15 protein-coding genes and 3 pseudogenes are annotated in these 16,042 nt (G+C 61.2%); 16 read left to right on the top strand and 2 right to left on the bottom strand.

The window, feature by feature from the left end:
• The first annotated feature begins 4 nt into the window (after positions 1-4).
• The 5 genes and pseudogenes from QTA57_RS00320 to QTA57_RS00300 all read left to right on the top strand — a co-directional run bounded on the left by QTA57_RS00320 (position 5) and on the right by QTA57_RS00300 (position 3,918).
• A pseudogene (locus QTA57_RS00320) lies at positions 5-1,197 on the top strand (DegT/DnrJ/EryC1/StrS family aminotransferase).
• Positions 1,198-1,329: 132 nt separating this feature from the next.
• The gene (locus QTA57_RS00315) at positions 1,330-2,493 is read left to right on the top strand and encodes an isovaleryl-CoA dehydrogenase (protein WP_290153091.1); all 1,164 of its coding nucleotides are present in this window, start codon (positions 1,330-1,332) and stop codon (positions 2,491-2,493) included.
• A gap of 5 nt (positions 2,494-2,498) precedes the next feature.
• The gene (locus tag QTA57_RS00310) at positions 2,499-2,897 is read left to right on the top strand and encodes a DUF1622 domain-containing protein (protein ID WP_145211175.1); all 399 of its coding nucleotides are present in this window, start codon (positions 2,499-2,501) and stop codon (positions 2,895-2,897) included.
• Positions 2,894-3,202 (top strand): hypothetical protein, encoded by a 309-nt coding sequence (locus QTA57_RS00305; RefSeq protein ID WP_290153089.1) that lies wholly within the window; start codon positions 2,894-2,896, stop codon positions 3,200-3,202. The genes QTA57_RS00310 and QTA57_RS00305 overlap by 4 nt, the downstream gene beginning before the upstream one ends.
• On the top strand, positions 3,199-3,918 hold the full coding sequence (locus tag QTA57_RS00300; RefSeq protein WP_290153087.1) for a flavodoxin family protein: 720 nt from the start codon (positions 3,199-3,201) through the stop codon (positions 3,916-3,918). Before QTA57_RS00305 ends, QTA57_RS00300 begins: the two co-directional genes overlap by 4 nt.
• Before the next feature lie 109 nt (positions 3,919-4,027).
• Here the strand turns inward: QTA57_RS00300 and QTA57_RS00295 are convergent, their stop codons facing one another.
• The gene (locus QTA57_RS00295) at positions 4,028-4,633 is read right to left on the bottom strand and encodes an OmpW/AlkL family protein (protein WP_290154988.1); all 606 of its coding nucleotides are present in this window, start codon (positions 4,631-4,633) and stop codon (positions 4,028-4,030) included.
• A gap of 169 nt (positions 4,634-4,802) precedes the next feature.
• On the opposite strand from QTA57_RS00295, the pseudogene QTA57_RS00290 reads away from it, so the two are divergent.
• From QTA57_RS00290 to QTA57_RS00250, 10 genes and pseudogenes are all read left to right on the top strand, one after another.
• A pseudogene (locus QTA57_RS00290) lies at positions 4,803-6,400 on the top strand (carboxyl transferase domain-containing protein).
• A 1-nt stretch (position 6,401) separates the two neighbouring features.
• Positions 6,402-6,830, top strand: coding sequence for an ASCH domain-containing protein (locus tag QTA57_RS00285; RefSeq protein WP_290153086.1), 429 nt, complete (start codon positions 6,402-6,404; stop codon positions 6,828-6,830).
• Positions 6,830-7,746, top strand: a pseudogene (locus tag QTA57_RS18520) (acetyl-CoA carboxylase biotin carboxylase subunit); the annotation flags it as partial. The gene QTA57_RS00285 and the pseudogene QTA57_RS18520, both read left to right, overlap by 1 nt.
• Positions 7,723-8,769 carry a biotin/lipoyl-containing protein gene (locus tag QTA57_RS18515; RefSeq protein ID WP_407933527.1) on the top strand — a complete coding sequence of 349 codons (1,047 nt, stop codon included), beginning with the start codon at positions 7,723-7,725 and terminating at the stop codon, positions 8,767-8,769. The pseudogene QTA57_RS18520 and the gene QTA57_RS18515, both read left to right, overlap by 24 nt.
• 73 nt (positions 8,770-8,842) lie before the next feature.
• Positions 8,843-9,502, top strand: coding sequence for a glutathione S-transferase family protein (locus tag QTA57_RS00275; protein WP_290153085.1), 660 nt, complete (start codon positions 8,843-8,845; stop codon positions 9,500-9,502).
• Complete coding sequence (locus tag QTA57_RS00270; protein ID WP_290153083.1) at positions 9,495-10,346, top strand: hydroxymethylglutaryl-CoA lyase; 852 nt, start codon at positions 9,495-9,497, stop codon at positions 10,344-10,346. The genes QTA57_RS00275 and QTA57_RS00270 overlap by 8 nt, the downstream gene beginning before the upstream one ends.
• Positions 10,343-11,092: an SDR family NAD(P)-dependent oxidoreductase gene (locus QTA57_RS00265; protein ID WP_290153081.1), complete on the top strand. Its 750-nt coding sequence runs from the start codon at positions 10,343-10,345 to the stop codon at positions 11,090-11,092. Before QTA57_RS00270 ends, QTA57_RS00265 begins: the two co-directional genes overlap by 4 nt.
• Position 11,093: 1 nt before the next feature.
• Positions 11,094-11,879: a crotonase/enoyl-CoA hydratase family protein gene (locus tag QTA57_RS00260; RefSeq protein ID WP_290153078.1), complete on the top strand. Its 786-nt coding sequence runs from the start codon at positions 11,094-11,096 to the stop codon at positions 11,877-11,879.
• 122 nt (positions 11,880-12,001) lie between these two features.
• The gene (locus tag QTA57_RS00255) at positions 12,002-12,979 is read left to right on the top strand and encodes an NADPH:quinone reductase (protein WP_290153077.1); all 978 of its coding nucleotides are present in this window, start codon (positions 12,002-12,004) and stop codon (positions 12,977-12,979) included.
• A 77-nt stretch (positions 12,980-13,056) separates the two neighbouring features.
• Entirely contained in the window at positions 13,057-14,622 is a 1,566-nt protein-coding gene (locus QTA57_RS00250; RefSeq protein ID WP_290153076.1) for an AMP-binding protein, read from the top strand.
• An 83-nt stretch (positions 14,623-14,705) separates the two neighbouring features.
• Here the strand turns inward: QTA57_RS00250 and QTA57_RS00245 are convergent, their stop codons facing one another.
• The gene (locus tag QTA57_RS00245; RefSeq protein ID WP_171557932.1) at positions 14,706-15,176 is read right to left on the bottom strand and encodes a YHS domain-containing (seleno)protein; all 471 of its coding nucleotides are present in this window, start codon (positions 15,174-15,176) and stop codon (positions 14,706-14,708) included.
• A gap of 231 nt (positions 15,177-15,407) precedes the next feature.
• On the opposite strand from QTA57_RS00245, the gene QTA57_RS00240 reads away from it, so the two are divergent.
• Positions 15,408-15,914: a TetR/AcrR family transcriptional regulator gene (locus tag QTA57_RS00240; protein WP_171565942.1), complete on the top strand. Its 507-nt coding sequence runs from the start codon at positions 15,408-15,410 to the stop codon at positions 15,912-15,914.
• Positions 15,915-16,042 lie beyond the last annotated feature (128 nt).

Below are 16,042 nucleotides of genomic sequence, written 5' to 3'. Positions count from 1 at the left end.
CGCCATGGATAGAACAGTTTTCACCGGCAGTTTCACGCAACAAGAACCGATCCCAGAAGCTGGCATCGCAGCGGCGTTGGAGGTGCTCGGTCATGGCCGCTTGCACCGCTACAACCTCCAAGGCGACGAGGCAGGCGAGACGGCGCTTCTGGAAGAAGAATTCGCGGCCTTCACCGGGGCGAAATACGCGTTGGCCGTCGCCTCGGGTGGATATGCGATGGGCTGTGCCTTGCGCGCCTTGGGCGTGGGGCCGGGCGACCGGGTCTTGTCAAACGGGTTTACGCTTGCGCCTGTGCCAGGCGCGATTGCCAGTGTTGGGGCAGAGCCGGTTTTTGTTGAAACCACCGAGAGCTTGACCATCGACTTGCCTGATCTGGCGGAGAAAGCCGCGACATCGGGTGCGCGGGTGCTGCTTTTGTCGCATATGCGTGGGCATCTCTGCGATATGGGCGCGTTGATGGAGATTTGTGACCCGCCGGGATCGCCGTGGTGGAAGATTGCGCCCATACGATGGGAGCGGAGTGGGAGGGTACCCCGTCAGGTCGCCATGGTGTCTTTGGCTGTTACTCGGCGCAGACTTATAAGCATGTGAATTCCGGCGAGGGCGGGTTGCTGATCTCGGATGATGCCGAGTTGATGGCGCGGGCCATTATCCAATCCGGTAGTTATATGCTTTATGGTCGCCATCGCGCCGCGCCGCCCGCGGAGGTGTTTGAGCGGGTGAAATATGTCACGCCGAATATCTCCGGCCGGATGGACAATCTGCGCGCCGCGATCTTGCGCCCGCAACTGGCCGATTTGCCAGCGCAGGTGGCCCGTTGGAATGCGCTCTATTACGCGGTGGAGGAGGGGGTGCGGAACACGCCTGGCCTCAAAGTGATCGAGCGCGACCCGCGGGAGAAAATTGTGGGTTCGTCGATCCAGTTTCTTCTGCCGGAGGCGACGCCCGAGCAAATCGAGGCGATTATTGCGGGCTGTCTGGCGCGTGGTGTTGAGCTGAAGTGGTTTGGGGCCGAGGAGCCGGTGGCCTTTACCTCACGCTATGACAGTTGGCGCTATGCCCCGCCGCAGAGCTTGCCGAAGACCGATAAGGTTTTGGCCGGGCTTGTCGATATGCGCCTGCCGCTGACCTTTTCGGATGAGGATGCGACATTGATCGCATCAATCATTCGAGATGAGGTGCGTGCGGCGCTGTGAGGCGTAAAATTCTTACAAGAATTTTGACCGGAATTTTGCAAAATTCCGGGCCCATTGCCGATAGGTTTTGACTCACTTTCCGCTCTGCGCTATGAATTGAACAAGCGTTCAATTAAGGGGAGGGGCCGTGCGATGTTCATGGCGTCAATGAAGTTCGACCTGGGCGAAGATGTGAATGCGCTGCGCGAGATGGTGCATCGCTGGGCCCAAGATCGGGTCAAGCCAATGGCGGCAGAGATCGACCAATCCAACGAATTTCCGCCCGCGCTTTGGGCCGAGATGGGCGAGTTGGGTCTATTGGGCATCACCGTTGACGAAGAGTTCGGCGGCGCGGGCATGGGCTATCTCGCGCATGTAATCGCGGTGGAGGAGATCGCGCGCGCCTCCGCTTCGGTCTCGCTCTCTTATGGCGCGCATTCGAACCTTTGCGTGAACCAGATCAAACTGAACGGCACGCCGGAGCAGAAGGCGAAATACCTGCCTGGGCTGGTTTCGGGTGAACAGGTCGGAGCATTGGCGATGTCGGAGGCTGGCGCGGGCTCCGATGTGGTCTCGATGAAGTTGAAGGCCGAGAAGCGCAATGATCGCTATATCCTGAACGGAACGAAGTATTGGATCACCAACGGGCCGGATGCTGACACCCTTGTGGTGTACGCCAAAACCGACCCGGAGGCCGGGTCTAAGGGCATGACGGCGTTTTTGATCGAGAAAGATATGGCTGGCTTCTCGACCTCGGTGCATTTCGACAAAATGGGGATGCGGGGATCGAACACCGCCGAGTTGGTCTTTGAAGATGTCGAAGTGCCGTTCGAAAATGTCCTGGGGGAAGAGGGTAAAGGCGTGCGGGTGCTGATGTCAGGTCTCGACTACGAACGCGTGGTGTTGAGCGGGATCGGCACTGGCATCATGGCGGCCTGTCTCGACGAGATCATGCCCTACATGGTGGAGCGCACGCAATTTGGTCAAAGCATCGGGAATTTCCAACTGATGCAGGGCAAAATCGCCGACATGTATACGAAAATGAACTCGGCCCGGGCCTATGTTTACGAGGTCGCCAAGGCTTGCGACCGGGGCGAAGTCACCCGCCAGGACGCCGCGGCCTGCGTCCTCTATGCCTCGGAGGAGGCGATGGTTGTGGCGCATCAAGCGGTGCAGGCGATGGGCGGCGCAGGTTTCATGAATGACAGCGCCGTCAGCCGGATGTTCCGTGATGCGAAGCTGATGGAGATTGGCGCGGGCACCTCCGAAATCCGGCGGATGCTTGTGGGCCGTGAAATGATGGCACTGATGGCCTGAAACCCATGGAAGCGCTCGGCGATCTCAACGTGACCGAAGGCGTGCTGCACAGCGAGCTGAGCAGCGTGGCCCTGGTGCTGGAGTGGATAGCGGCGCTGGTCAGCATTCTGGCGATCCTCGTCATGCTGATCGGCACGGTCCGGTTTCTCGTCGGGTTTATAAGTGGCGAAGCCAAGATCGCCAAAACCGACCGCGCCCGGATGCTGAACGAAGAGCGGGTGGAGCTTGGGCGCTACATTCTGGCGGGGCTGGAGCTCTTCATTGTTGCCGATATCATTCACACCGCGCTCAGCTTCGCGCTTGGCGATCTGATCTTCCTCGGGCTTCTGGTGCTGATCCGGTCGGCGATCAGCTTCTTCCTCGACCGCGAGATCGAGGCCATCCGGAAGGACCCCGAGCGGTGACCCGGCCCATGTGGATCAGCCTTGCCGGCCTCGTTCTGGCCGCCACGCTCTTTGGCGTGGTGATGGGCTTGCGCGCGGTGCCGCCGACCGAGGGCGAGATTATCGACGGTTTGGCGGCGCTCTATGTGGCAGAAACCGGTGGTTCGCCGACAGATTGCCACGCGGTGCCTTCGGAGTTGAACGGTGTGCGTTTGGTGCTGATTTGTATGCCACAGGGCGGCGAAACCCGGCTCTATCCTGTGAATGATTGGGGTGTCATGGTGGAGTTTGACGCCTCACTGACGGCAGGAGAGCCCCAGACATGAGCGATTTTTCCAAACTGAACGCCTTGTTTTTCAACACATCTCTGAAGCGCACAGCCTGTGAAAGCCATACGCAGCTTTTGATGAACGCATCCGCCGGGATCATGGAAAAACACGGTGTCACCGTCGAGCACGTGCATATGTTCGATCATCAGATCGTGCCCGGCGTCTATCCGGATATGACCGATCACGGCTGGGATCGGGATGACTGGCCGCAGATTTGGCCGAAGGTGCTTGAGGCCGATATTCTTGTCATCGGCACGCCGCTTTGGTTAGGCGAGGAAAGCTCGCTTTGCCGGGTGTTGATCGAGCGGCTCTATGGCATGTCTGGTGAGCTGAATGACAAGGGCCAGAGCATCTATTACGGCAAGGTTGGCGGCTGTGTCGTGACCGGCAATGAAGACGGGATCAAACACGCGGCGATGACGATTTGTTATGCGCTGAGCCATCTGGGTGTGACGATCCCACCCCAAGCGGATTGCGGCTGGATCGGCGAGGCGGGGCCTGGCGCGTCTTACGGCGATGATGACGGGGCGGGCGGCAAGATCGGCTTCGACAATGATTTCACGCAACGCAACACGACGATCATGACCTGGAACCTGATGCATATGGCCAAGCTGCTGAAAGACGCAGGTGGTCTGCCGAATGAGGGCAATGACCGGCGCGCATGGAAGGCAGGGTGTCGGTTCGACTATGAGAACCCGGAGTATCGCGCGTGAGGGTGTTTGAATGACCCAGGCGCAAGAATACGGCGCGCCGTCCTTGGTTGGGGATGAACGGCGCACCGGACCTGCCCCCACCATGACAGGGGCAGGCCGCGTGATGCGCTTAGAAGCGCATCACGTAGGAGATGCCGTAGACCATCGGGTCGATCTCGGCAGTTCCCTGATAGACACCATCCACATGCACGTCGGCGTCGATATCCATCCAGCGCACGTTGAAGCGGACAGCCGCTCGATCCGACACCGCGTAGTCCAGCCCGGCTTGCAACGCCAGCCCGATGCTGTCGTCGAGCTCGATAATCGACCCGCCGCCGATTGTATCCACGTCCAGAAAGGCCGTGTAGTTGATACCCGCGCCCACATAGGGGGTGAGGCGGCTGTCATTAGCGAAGTGGTAGTTCAAAGAGACCGTCGGCGGCAGAAGGTTCGTCGTTGCCGTGTCGGTCCCGTTCAGGGCGATGGTGTGTTCAAACGGCGTCGCGGCCAGGACTTCGATGCCCAGGTTGTCGCGAATGAAGTATTCAAACGTGATTGTTGGGCGGATGTCATCGTCGATCGTCGAGTTGGCACCAGCAATGACACCGGTATCAGATTGCGGGTTGATCGAGCCGATGCCGAAGCCGAGCGTCCAGTCGCCTCTTTGCTGCGCCGCCGCCGCACCTGCGGAAGCGAGCAGGGCAATTATGGCGAGGGCGGAAATGGTCGTTCTCATTTTGTCACCTTTTACGTTGAGAATGCTCTGGTCCTGCGCCTGCTGCGCTGCGGCGACATTGATCTGGGTCAAGATGCTGGACGGTTTCGCTGCGACAAAATGGTTGCGAATGAAATGATGCCGCTAACAGCGGGGTTGAAGATGTCTAAGAGGCCGATAAACCGATGAAATTATCTACAAACCTGATGGCGGGATCGACACCGCAAAGGCCAACCGCGCCGCCCATCTCGAGGCGCTTGCCCTGGTGCAAGACGCGGCTGCACATGCAGCGGCGGGGGGCGGAGAGCGGGCGCGGGATCGGCATTTGTCGCGTGGTAAGATGCTGCCGCGCGAGCGGGTGGCGAACCTGCTCGACCCGGGCTCTCCGTTTCTGGAGGTAGGCGCGACGGCAGGCCACGAGATGTATGACGGCGCGGCGCCTTGCGGCGGGGCAATTGCCGGTGTCGGGCGGGTGCATGGCCAGGAGGTCATGGTGGTTTGCAATGATGCAACGGTGAAGGGGGGACCTATTACCCGATCACCGTGAAGAAGCATTTGCGCGCACAGGAGATTGCCGAGGAATGCCATCTGCCCTGCATCTATCTGGTTGATAGCGGCGGGGCGAACTTGCCAAACCAGGATGAGGTCTTCCCGGACCGCGATCATTTCGGGCGGATCTTCTACAACCAGGCCCGGATGAGTGCGAAAGGTATCCCGCAGATTGCCGTGGTGATGGGATCGTGTACGGCAGGCGGCGCCTATGTGCCGGCGATGTCGGATGTGACGATCATCGTGAAAGAGCAGGGGACGATTTTCTTGGCCGGGCCGCCCTTGGTGAAGGCGGCGACCGGTGAGGTCGTGACGGCGGAGGATCTGGGCGGCGGAGATGTGCACACGCGGCTTTCTGGCGTGGCGGACTATCTGGCCGAGGATGACACCCATGCGCTGGCTTTGGCGCGGCGCGCGGTGCAATCGCTCAACCGGACGAAACCTAAGACCGTGCAATGGCAATCGCCCGAAGACCCGGCCTATGACCCGGAGGAACTGCTCTCGGTCTTGCCGTCCGCGTTGACCACGCCCTATGACATTCGCGAGGTGATTGCGCGGGTTGTGGATGGCTCACGGTTTGATGAGTTCAAGCCGCGGTTTGGCGAGACCCTTGTCTGCGGCTTCGCGCATCTGATGGGCTGTCCCGTGGGGATCATCGCCAATAATGGGGTGCTGTTCTCGGAAGCGGCGCAGAAGGCGGCGCATTTTGTGGAACTCTGTTCGCAACGCTCTATTCCGTTGGTTTTCCTGCAGAATATCACCGGATTTATGGTGGGGCGGAAGTATGAAAACGAAGGTATCGCGCGCCATGGCGCGAAGATGGTGACCGCCGTGGCCACGACCAATGTGCCAAAAATCACCATGGTGGTGGGCGGCTCCTTCGGGGCCGGGAATTATGGCATGGCAGGGCGCGCCTATCAGCCACGCTTCATGTGGTCCTGGCCCAATTCTCGGATTTCGGTGATGGGTGGCGAGCAGGCAGCAGGCGTTCTGGCCACCGTCAAGCGCGACGGGATCGAGCGGCAGGGCGGCACATGGTCTGCTGAGGAAGAGGTCGAATTCAAGCGTCCGACGCTGGAAATGTTCGAGGCGCAGTCCCACCCGCTCTATGCCTCCGCCCGGCTGTGGGACGACGGCGTCATTGATCCCCGCAAAAGCCGCGAGGTGCTGGCTCTATCCCTGAGCGCCGCGTTGAATGCCCCGATAGAGGAGACACGCTTTGGCGTGTTCAGGATGTGATATGAGCAGCACTCTCGAAGACGTCAAAACCCGGTATCCCAGTGCGCAGACTTTCAAGTTTGGCGATAGCGCCACCATGAGCGCCGAACTTCTGGCGTTGGTCCGAGCCGAGGTTAAGACCGCGACTTGCGGTGCACTTCGCGACTATCCCGAGGGCAGCGCCGACATGCCTGCCAAAGGGCGGCGCGATATCGCTTTGGAGTGGGATGACCGCCCGGCGCTGGTGATCGAAACGGTCGAGGTCTCGGTTTGCCGGTACTGTGATGTGAGCGAGGACTTTGCGCTGGCGGAAGGCGAAAACGAAACACTTGAAGGCTGGCGAGAAGATCATCGCCGTTACTTCGAACGCAATGGCGGATTCGATCCAGAGATGGAGCTGGTTTGTGAGCGGTTTCGCATGGTCGAAGATCTGGCAGAGGAACAGCGCTAATGTTCAACAAAATCCTGATTGCCAACCGGGGTGAGATTGCCTGCCGGGTCATGGAAACGGCTCAGAAGATGGGCGTGTCCTGTGTCTCTGTCTACTCCGACGCGGATGCGGGGGCCAAGCATGTTCAGATGGCGAACGAAGCCGTTCATATCGGTGGGTCGGCGCCGGCTGAGAGCTATCTCAAGGGCGATGTAATCATTCGGGCGGCTCTGAAGACCGGTGCGCAGGCGATCCATCCGGGATACGGGTTTCTGTCAGAGAACCCGGAGTTTGTGGAGGCTGTTGTAGCTGCGGGGCTGACGTTCATTGGCCCATCGGCGGAGGCGATCCGCGCGATGGGTTTGAAGGATGCGGCCAAGGCGTTGATGCATGAGGCGGGTGTGCCCGTTGTGCCTGGCTATCACGGGGAGAACCAGGATCCGGAGCATCTTGCGGGCGCGGCGGATGCGATTGGCTACCCGGTATTGATCAAGGCCGTGGCCGGTGGTGGCGGCAAGGGCATGCGCAAGGTCGATGCGCCCGGTGGCTTCATGGAGGCCCTTGAAAGCGCCAAGGGGAGGCCGCGACGGCGTTCGGCAATGACGCCGTTCTGATCGAGAAATTCGTTGAGAAGCCGCGCCATATCGAGGTGCAGGTCTTTGGCGATGGCGCGAAGGCGGTGCATCTCTTTGAGCGCGATTGCTCGTTGCAGCGGCGGCACCAGAAGGTGATCGAGGAAGCCCCCGCACCTGGCATGACCGAGGAGATGCGGGCCGAGATGGGGATGGCCGCGGTCCGCGCCGCCGAGGCGATTGGCTACGCGGGCGCCGGCACGGTGGAGTTTATCGTGGACGGTTCTGAGGGGCTCAGGCCCGATCGGTTCTGGTTCATGGAGATGAACACACGGTTGCAGGTGGAACATCCCGTGACCGAGGCGATCACCGGGGTGGATTTGGTCGAATGGCAGCTACGCGTGGCGGCGGGCGAGGGCCTACCGGTGGCGCAAGATGCGCTTTCGATCAATGGCCATGCATTTGAGGCCCGGCTTTATGCTGAGGATGTGCCGAAAGGGTTTTTGCCCGCGACGGGCACGCTGGCGCATTTGTCTTTCCCCGAGGGCGCGCGGGCCGATACCGGTGTCCGGCCCGGCGACACGATCAGCCCGTGGTATGATCCGATGATCGCCAAGCTGATCGTCCATGGACCGACCCGGGCAGTGGCGCTGAACCGGTTGGAACAGGCGCTGGCAGGCACGGAAGTGGCGGGGTCGGTGACCAATCTGGCGTTCTTGCGGAAGCTGGCGCGCCATGGCGGGTTTGGTGCGGGCGATGTGGATACCGGGCTGATTGATCGGGACCTCGAGGATTTGGCCGTTGATCCGGTGGCGTGCACACGGACCCGGGCGCTTGCCGCATTGGGGGCGTTGGGGTTGGATGAGGGCGATGACAAACTGGCTGGGTTCGCGCTTTGGGCACCGCTGAAACAGAGCGTGCAACTGAGCTATCGCGATGAGGTTTTGACCTTCGGTGTCGAGACATTGGGGCCTGGACAGTTTCGCGTCTCGGCGGATGATAGCGGCCATGATGTGAGCCGCGCCTCTGGCGGATGGCAGATTGACGGGGCCGTGGTGGGCGCTCGGATACAGCGCCACGCGGCGGGCGTTTCCGTTTTCTGGGGTAACAACTATGGTTTTGATCTGATCGATCCTTTGGATGTCGTGGCCGAAGGTGGCGCGGCGGCGGGGCGGATTGAAGCGCCCATGCCGGGGCTGGTGAAAACGGTTTTCGTCGAGGCGGGGCAGGCGGTGTCCAAGGGGGATCGGCTGGCGGTCTTGGAAGCGATGAAAATGGAACATACGCTGAGTGCCGGGCGCGACGGGGTGGTGGCCGAAGTTTTGGTCGAAGCTGGGGCACAGGTCGAAGCCGGCGCGGCGCTGATTGTTCTGGAGGAGGAGACATGAGCGGCGGCAAATTCTTGCAAGAATTTGGACCGGAATTTTGCAAAATTCCGCGCTCCGATTGGGCGGGCACACGATGATCCGCCTGCATCACGTCCCCTGGTCCCGGTCGTTCCGGGTGCTGTGGTTGTTGCAAGAAATGGGGATCACGCCTGACGTGGTGCGCTACCGGATCGGCGACAAGGCGATGCGGGAAGAGGGGCTTTTGGCGCGCTCGCCCGGTGGGCGCATCCCGGCGCTGGAGATCGATGGTATCACGGTCTTCGAGAGCGCGGCGGTCCTGCAATATCTCTGCGAGAGCCGCCCGGAATTTGGCTTCGGTCGGGCACCGGGTGATCCGGATCGGGTAGCCTATTTGGAGGCGATGGGGTTTGCCGAGACCATGGCCTCGCTGATCGAACAACTGAACCTCAACCATCTGTTCTTGCGCCCGCCCGCCAAGCCGTCCCCTGCGGTTGTGAAGCTGAACACTTTGCGGTTGAAGGCGACATTGGACGCGTTCGATCGGATGATCGCGGGCGAATATATCCTGCCCTCAGGCTTCTCGGCGGCGGATGCGATGATGGGGTTCAACCTCTTTGCCGCGCCCTATTACGTGAAACTCGATCCTTGGCCGGGATTGCAGGCCTATTGGGAGCGGCTTTCGTCCCGGCCCGCGTTTCGAGCAGCGGCGGCGCTTGAAGGCCCGCAGGATTTCTATGGCCAGGATTTTTATGAGGTGCCAAGCGATGGGTGAGTTCGTCGAGATTTTCGAAGTCGGCCCGCGGGACGGCCTGCAAAATGAGAAACGGGAGATCCCGACGGCGGAAAAGATCGCGCTGGTCGACGTGCTGAGCCAGGCGGGGTTTCGGCGGATCGAGGTGGCGAGTTTCGTCAGCCCGAAATGGGTGCCGCAGATGGCCGATAGCGCCGATGTTTTGACGGGCATTACCCGGGGCGACGGCATTCGCTATGCCGCGCTGACCCCGAATATGCGCGGCTATGAGGCGGCGCTTGCGGCCAAGGCCGATGAGATCGCCATTTTTGGCTCAGCCTCGGAAGGGTTCTCGCAGGCCAACATCAATGCCTCGATTGCGGAGAGCCTGGAGCGGTTCCGGCCTGTGGTGGAGGCCGCGCGGCATATCGATCTACCGGTGCGGGGGTATGTGAGCTGCGTCACCGATTGCCCCTATGATGGGCCGACCGATCCGGGGCAGGTGGCGAAGGTCGCCGATCAGCTTTTTGCTATGGGCTGTTATGAAATCTCTCTCGGTGACACGATTGGGCAGGCAACGCCCGATAGCATCGCGCGCATGCTTTTGGCGGTGCGTGATGTGGTGCCCGTTGGGCGCTTGGCGGGGCATTACCATGACACAAGCGGACGGGCGCTCGACAATATCGACGCCTCGCTCAGCCTGGGCGTGCGGGTGTTCGATGCCGCTGTCGGCGGATTGGGCGGCTGCCCCTATGCGCCAGGCGCGGCGGGAAATGTGGCGACGGAGGCAGTCGCACGACATCTTGAGGCGCTTGGTTATGAGACCGGCTTGGATTTAGCAGCGGTAGAGGCGGCGGCGGAAACGGCAAAAGCGATGCGGGCATGACGCCGCGCCATGCCGTGATCGTGGGCGCCGGTCCTGGGCTTGGCGAGGCCCTTGCGCGGCGTTTCTTGAGTGGCGGCGCCAAGGTGAGCTTGATTGCCCGCGCAGAGGATCGCCTTGCGACGATGGCGACCGAGCTTCGGTCTGATTATCAAAGGCGGGTGGCTTGGCGGGCTGCAGATGCCGGGCAGCCCGATGCGTTAACTGCGGCTATCGCCGAGTTGAGCGCTGAACAGGGCGCACCGGATGTCCTGATCTACAACGCGGCGGTTCTGCGGTCGCAAATGCCGCTGGAATTGGCACCTGAGACCTTGCTGGCGGAGACACGGGTCAATCTGGTTGGGGCATTGGCGGCGGCGCAAGCTGTCGCGCCCGCAATGGTGGCAGCCGGTCGAGGGACAATTCTTTTTACTGGCGGCGGGCTTGCGCTTGAGCCGTATCCGGAATGGACTTCCTTAGCGATTGGCAAGGCCGGTCTGCGCAGTTTGTCCTTTAGTCTTTACAAGGATTTGTCGCCGAAAGGTGTGCATGTTGCGGTGATCGCGGTCTGTGGTTTGGTGGGACCTGGCGGCCTCTTTGACCCCGATGACATCGCTGAGGAGTATTGGCACCTTTCGGTCGCGCCTGAGGGGCTCGCCGATCGCGAGCGCATTATTCAACCAGCCGGAAGCGACCCGTTTTACAACGACCCCGAGCGGCGGCATCGGGAGACCACGGTTCCGCCGATGCACCTGAAAGAAGGAACCTGAGATGACCGAGACACTTTCCATTGCAGTCGATGCGCGCGGAGTGGCGACGGTTACGCTGAACCGAGTCGAAAAGCACAATGCGCTTGATGCGCAGATGATTGCGGAGTTGACGGAGACGGCGGACCGGCTGGGGCGTGATCCGGCGGTGCGGGTGGTGGTTTTGACCGGAGCGGGGCGGAGCTTTTGCGCGGGCGGTGATCTCACGTGGATGAAGGCGCAGATGGCGGCAGACGGTGCAACGCGGGCGGCGGAGGCGCGCAAACTGGCGGACATGTTGGGTGCGCTTGATCGGATGCCGAAACCGCTGATCGGGCGGGTGCAGGGGCAGGCCTTTGGCGGCGGCGTTGGCATGATGTCGGTCTGCGACGTGGCGATTGGGGTCGATAGCGCGAAGTTTGGGCTGACTGAGGTGCGGTTGGGCCTGATCCCGGCGACGATCGGGCCGTATGTCGTTGCCCGGATGGGCGCGGCAAAGGCGCGGCGGGTGTTTTTCTCTGGCCGGGTCTTTGGCGCGGCAGAGGCAGTGGAGCTGGACCTTCTGGCGCGGGTGGTGCCCGAGGCGGAGCTGGACGCGGCGGTGGAGCGTGAGATTGCGCCTTATCTGAATGCGGCGCCGGGCGCTGTTGCGGAGGGCAAGGCCCTGGTTGCCGCGCTTGGCACGCGGATCGGCGAGGCTGAGGTGGCGATGTCGGTCGAGGCCTTGGTGACCCGGTGGGAGAGTGCCGAAAGCGCCGAGGGGATTGGGGCGTTTTTTGATAAGCGCAAGCCGGGTTGGGCGGCCCCCTGAGGAATTGCGCCCGCTGGCGCGGTCGCCGGGGGCGTCCTCGCTGACGCTCGGACGCGGTGCGAATTTGCGATGGTGTCGCGCGGAACGCCGCGTGTTTCTAGGGAAGATGAGAGGAGTCGGGTGTGAAAGCGATTTGGTACGACGGATTTGGCCCCGCTAAAGACGTTTTGACATTTGGCGAGATGGCCGATCCTGAGCCGGGGCCGGGCGAAGTGTTGGTGCGTGTCAAAGCCTCGGGGATCAACCCTTCGGATGTGAAACTGAGAGGTGGTGCGCGCCCGGGGGCCGTGATGGCCTATCCGCGCGTGGTGCCGCATTCCGATGGGGCGGGCATTATCGAGTCGGTCGGCGCAGATGTGGACCCAGGCCGGGTTGGCGAGCGGGTTTGGCTCTGGAACGCTCAGTGGCAGCGGGCCTTTGGGACGGCGGCTGAACTGGTCGCTCTGCCGGACACGCAGGCGGTGCCTTTGCCGGACGGAACCTCCTTTGCCGAAGGCGCGTGTTTCGGCATTCCGGCGATGACCGCATGGATGGCGGTTTGCGGTGACGGGCCGGTCGAGGGGCAGACCATTTTGGTGACTGGCGGGGCCGGAACCGTGGGGCGCTATGCTTGCCAGATGGCGGCATTGGCGGGCGCGCGGGTGATCACCACCGTGTCCTCGGCAGAGAAAGGCGCGCATTCGACCGCAGAGACCTGGATCAACTACCGCACCGACGATGTGGCGGGTGCGGTCATGGATCTGACCTACGGCTTGGGGGTCGACCGGATTGTCGAGGTGGATTTTGCCGCCAATCAGGCGACGAGCCTTGCTTTGGTGAAACCCGGCGGTGTGATCGCCTCGTATGCCTCGGCCAGCGAGCAGATGCCGCGGCTCGAGTTCTATCCGTTCATGTTCAAAAACGTGAAACTGCATATGCTGATTTGTTATCAGATGGCCCTGGCCGATCATCGGCGGGGCGAGGCGCAGCTGACAGACTGGCTGGAGGCCGGTGCGCTGTCTCATGCGGTGGTGCCGGGCGGACGCCTGGCCGATTGCGCCGCCGCTCATGAATTGGTTGAGGCCGGGCAAAAACTCGGAACTGTTGTGGTCGATATTTGATCGCGGCTTTGTTTTTGCGACACCTGTGCTAGCTTTCCCGAACCGGCCCCGCAAAGAGGGCCAGACCGGGAGGATCCATGACTATTTTTTCAAACCTCTATCCAGAGGTCTCTCTCAGCGATCTGTCGATCACCGAACGGCTGTTTCAGGGGCTGGAAGGGCGGCCCGATGATGTGGCGATCATCGATGGGCCCTCGGGGCAGACAATGACGGCGAGCGCCTTGATGGATCAGATCAAGCGCCTGGCGGGCGGGTTGACGGCGCGCGGCTCTTTGCCAGGCAAAACAATCGCCATTCTGGCGCCGAATTGCCCGGACTACGCGGTGGTGTTTCATGGGGTCGCCTTCGCGGGCGGTACGATCACCACCTTGAACCCGACCTATACCGCGCCGGAGATTCAACATCAGTTGCGGGATTCGGGCGCGGCGATGTTGATCACAATCCCGGCTTTGGCCGATTTGGCGCGCGAGGGGATGAAAGACACTCCGACCTCTGAGCTGGTCGTCATTGGCGGCGGGGTCGACGGCGCGCTTTCGCTGGATGATCTGATGGGCGCGCCACAAGAGGCGCAGGCCCTGGTGGATCTCGATACCTTCCCAGTGGTTTTACCCTATTCGAGCGGCACGACGGGTCGGCCCAAAGGGGTGATGCTGAGCCACCGCAACATTGTGACCAATGTGAACCAACTGGCGGTGCCAACCGATATGCGACCGGGCGAAACCGTGATCGCCTTTCTGCCGTTCTTCCATATCTACGGCATGACGGTGTTGATGAACCTAGCCTTGGCGCGGGAGGCGCGGTTGGTGACCATGCCGCGCTTCGATCTGGAGCTGTTTTTGCAGTTGATCCAAACCCATGCGGTGAACCGGCTCTATATCGTGCCACCAGTCGCCTTGGCTTTGGCGAAACATCCGATGGTGGATCAATACGATATGTCCTCGGTGCATTCGATCTTCTCTGGCGCGGCCCCATTGAGTGCCGAAGTGGAGGAGGCGGTTGGCAAACGACTCGGCGCGGAATCGATCCAAGGCTATGGCATGACTGAGATGAGCCCGGTCAGCCATTCCACTTATCGCGGGAAGCCACGCCACGGTTCCTCAGGGCAAGCGGTGCCGAACACCGAATGCCGGATTGTCGACCCGGAGACCGGCCGCGATATGGGGCCGGATGAAGAGGGCGAGCTTTGGGTGCGCGGGCCGCAGGTCATGATGGGCTATCTCAACAATCCAGAGGCCACCGCGGCGACCAAGACCGAAGATGGCTGGCTAAAGACGGGCGATTTGGCGGTGATCGATGCCGATGGCTATATGTTCATCCGCGACCGGCTGAAAGAATTGATCAAATACAAAGGCTTCGCGGTCGCGCCAGCGGAGGTAGAGGCGGCGCTGATCGGGCATGATCAGGTGATTGATGCCGCCGTGGTTGGCAAGCCCGATGATGAGGCCGGTGAGTTGCCGATTGCCTTTGTCGTCGCTGCACCCGGCGCGGAGATCGGCCAGCCCGAGATGCAGGCCCATGTGGAAGGCTGCCTTGCGCATTACAAACACCCCGCCGAGTTCCGCTTTGTCGATAGCGTGCCGAAATCCGCCTCGGGGAAGATTTTGCGACGGTTCTTGCGGGATGAGTTGCGGGCAGAGAGTTAAGACCGGCGGTGGGGCATCGGTCTCAATGAACAGAGCGAGCCGCGGCGGTGTCCCGCCGCGGCCCCTGTCGAAACCAGTCGAGATTACTGCAGATCCGCGGGGGGGACGTTCGCAATCTCGGGCCAGTTCTCGTCAGCTTGGGCGACGTAGCCGGGGATGTCGGTCAACCAGCGTTCCTGAATATCGGCGGAGATGTTGAGGAACAGTTCACCATCGACAATCCGCCACTGTTCCGGATCGCCGTCGAATTTGAAGCCCATCGCGGCGCCAAAGGCGCAGTAGCCGCCATATTGCGGCAGATAGGCTTCCGGGTCGGCCTCAAACGCGGCCCGGTGTTCTTCGTTGGCAAAGCGGTACGTGGCGTCGTTATAGGAAGCGGTGATCGTCCAATCGCCGGGCGTGGCTTCGCCCTCGGTGAAATAGGCGACCGGGTCATAGCCTTGTAGCGCGAGGCCGGTGGAGGAGGCATTGAGTTCCACGCCAGCGGCAATGCTGGAGGTTGCGATTGCGACGGAAAGTGCCGCGCCTGTGAAGAAAGTTTTGAGAGTGTTCATCGGTCTATCCACTTCTGTCTTGCCAGAGCGCCTTTGCGCTTTGGCTTATGTGAGGAGATGTTCGCGGCGAGGTGGCCGGGAACAGATGTTTTGTGCCATTAGGAACCAATTGGTACAAATCAACTGACTGTGATAGAAGAGGATATTGATATGTTTGACGCACGGGATGGAGCGCTTAACCCCATGGGCCGGCCAAGAGAATTTGATACGGAGACCGCTTTGAAAGGGGCGATGGATATTTTTTGGCGGCAGGGATATGTGGCAACAAATTTGCCCGATCTTCTGGATGCGATGGGTCTGACGCGCGGCAGTTTCTACAAGGCGTTCAAGGATAAAGAGAGCGTCTATCTGACCACACTGGATCATTATGATCGGGAGGTGGTCTCGCGCACCGTGCGGGCTTTGCAGACCTGCGAGGCTGAGACCGCCAGTGAATGCTTGTCGCTAATCTTCGCGGCCCCGGCGGACCCGGGGCGGGGGTGTTTTATCTGCAACGCGATGGTGGAGTTGGGGCCGGTGCAACCAGAGGTGAAGGCGCGCACGAGCCGAATGGCCGACCGGCTGCGGGATGCGATCAAGGGCGTCTTGATTCGATATGGTACGCACGATGGGGCCGAGGAGACGGCCGATGTGATCTTACATCTCTATTTTGGGCATCAGGCATTGGGAAAAGCGGCAGCGGGGCGCGCAGACTGGCCGCAAAGGCTTGCCCATGTCCTGGCCGAACGGTCGCTCTGAGCCGTTTGAGAGGGAGGAGGGTTCCCCTCTCATATGCCGTACCTCCTCTGGTTGACTGCCACCCCACCAAACTTTGAGCCACATATGCTGGGACCGAAAGAAGATGGGGTAGGACGCGACAATGCCGT

The organism is Fontisubflavum oceani (assembly GCF_030407165.1).
Lineage (GTDB): Bacteria > Pseudomonadota > Alphaproteobacteria > Rhodobacterales > Rhodobacteraceae > Rhodophyticola > Rhodophyticola oceani.
The sequence above is the reverse complement of the archived record's forward strand: the minus strand, read 5'-3'. Positions and strand labels throughout refer to the sequence as shown.

Coding starts and splice junctions, on each gene's coding strand:
- QTA57_RS00250 (WP_290153076.1), top strand. CDS start 13,057: ATGACTATTTTTTCAAACCTCTATCCAGAGGTCTCTCTCAGCGATCTG.
- QTA57_RS00270 (WP_290153083.1), top strand. CDS start 9,495: ATGGGTGAGTTCGTCGAGATTTTCGAAGTCGGCCCGCGGGACGGCCTG.
- QTA57_RS00265 (WP_290153081.1), top strand. CDS start 10,343: ATGACGCCGCGCCATGCCGTGATCGTGGGCGCCGGTCCTGGGCTTGGC.
- QTA57_RS00240 (WP_171565942.1), top strand. CDS start 15,408: ATGGATATTTTTTGGCGGCAGGGATATGTGGCAACAAATTTGCCCGAT.
- QTA57_RS00275 (WP_290153085.1), top strand. CDS start 8,843: ATGATCCGCCTGCATCACGTCCCCTGGTCCCGGTCGTTCCGGGTGCTG.
- QTA57_RS00285 (WP_290153086.1), top strand. CDS start 6,402: ATGAGCAGCACTCTCGAAGACGTCAAAACCCGGTATCCCAGTGCGCAG.
- QTA57_RS00315 (WP_290153091.1), top strand. CDS start 1,330: ATGTTCATGGCGTCAATGAAGTTCGACCTGGGCGAAGATGTGAATGCG.
- QTA57_RS00295 (WP_290154988.1), bottom strand. CDS start 4,633: ATGAGAACGACCATTTCCGCCCTCGCCATAATTGCCCTGCTCGCTTCC.
- QTA57_RS00310 (WP_145211175.1), top strand. CDS start 2,499: ATGGAAGCGCTCGGCGATCTCAACGTGACCGAAGGCGTGCTGCACAGC.
- QTA57_RS00245 (WP_171557932.1), bottom strand. CDS start 15,176: ATGAACACTCTCAAAACTTTCTTCACAGGCGCGGCACTTTCCGTCGCA.
- QTA57_RS00260 (WP_290153078.1), top strand. CDS start 11,094: ATGACCGAGACACTTTCCATTGCAGTCGATGCGCGCGGAGTGGCGACG.
- QTA57_RS00300 (WP_290153087.1), top strand. CDS start 3,199: ATGAGCGATTTTTCCAAACTGAACGCCTTGTTTTTCAACACATCTCTG.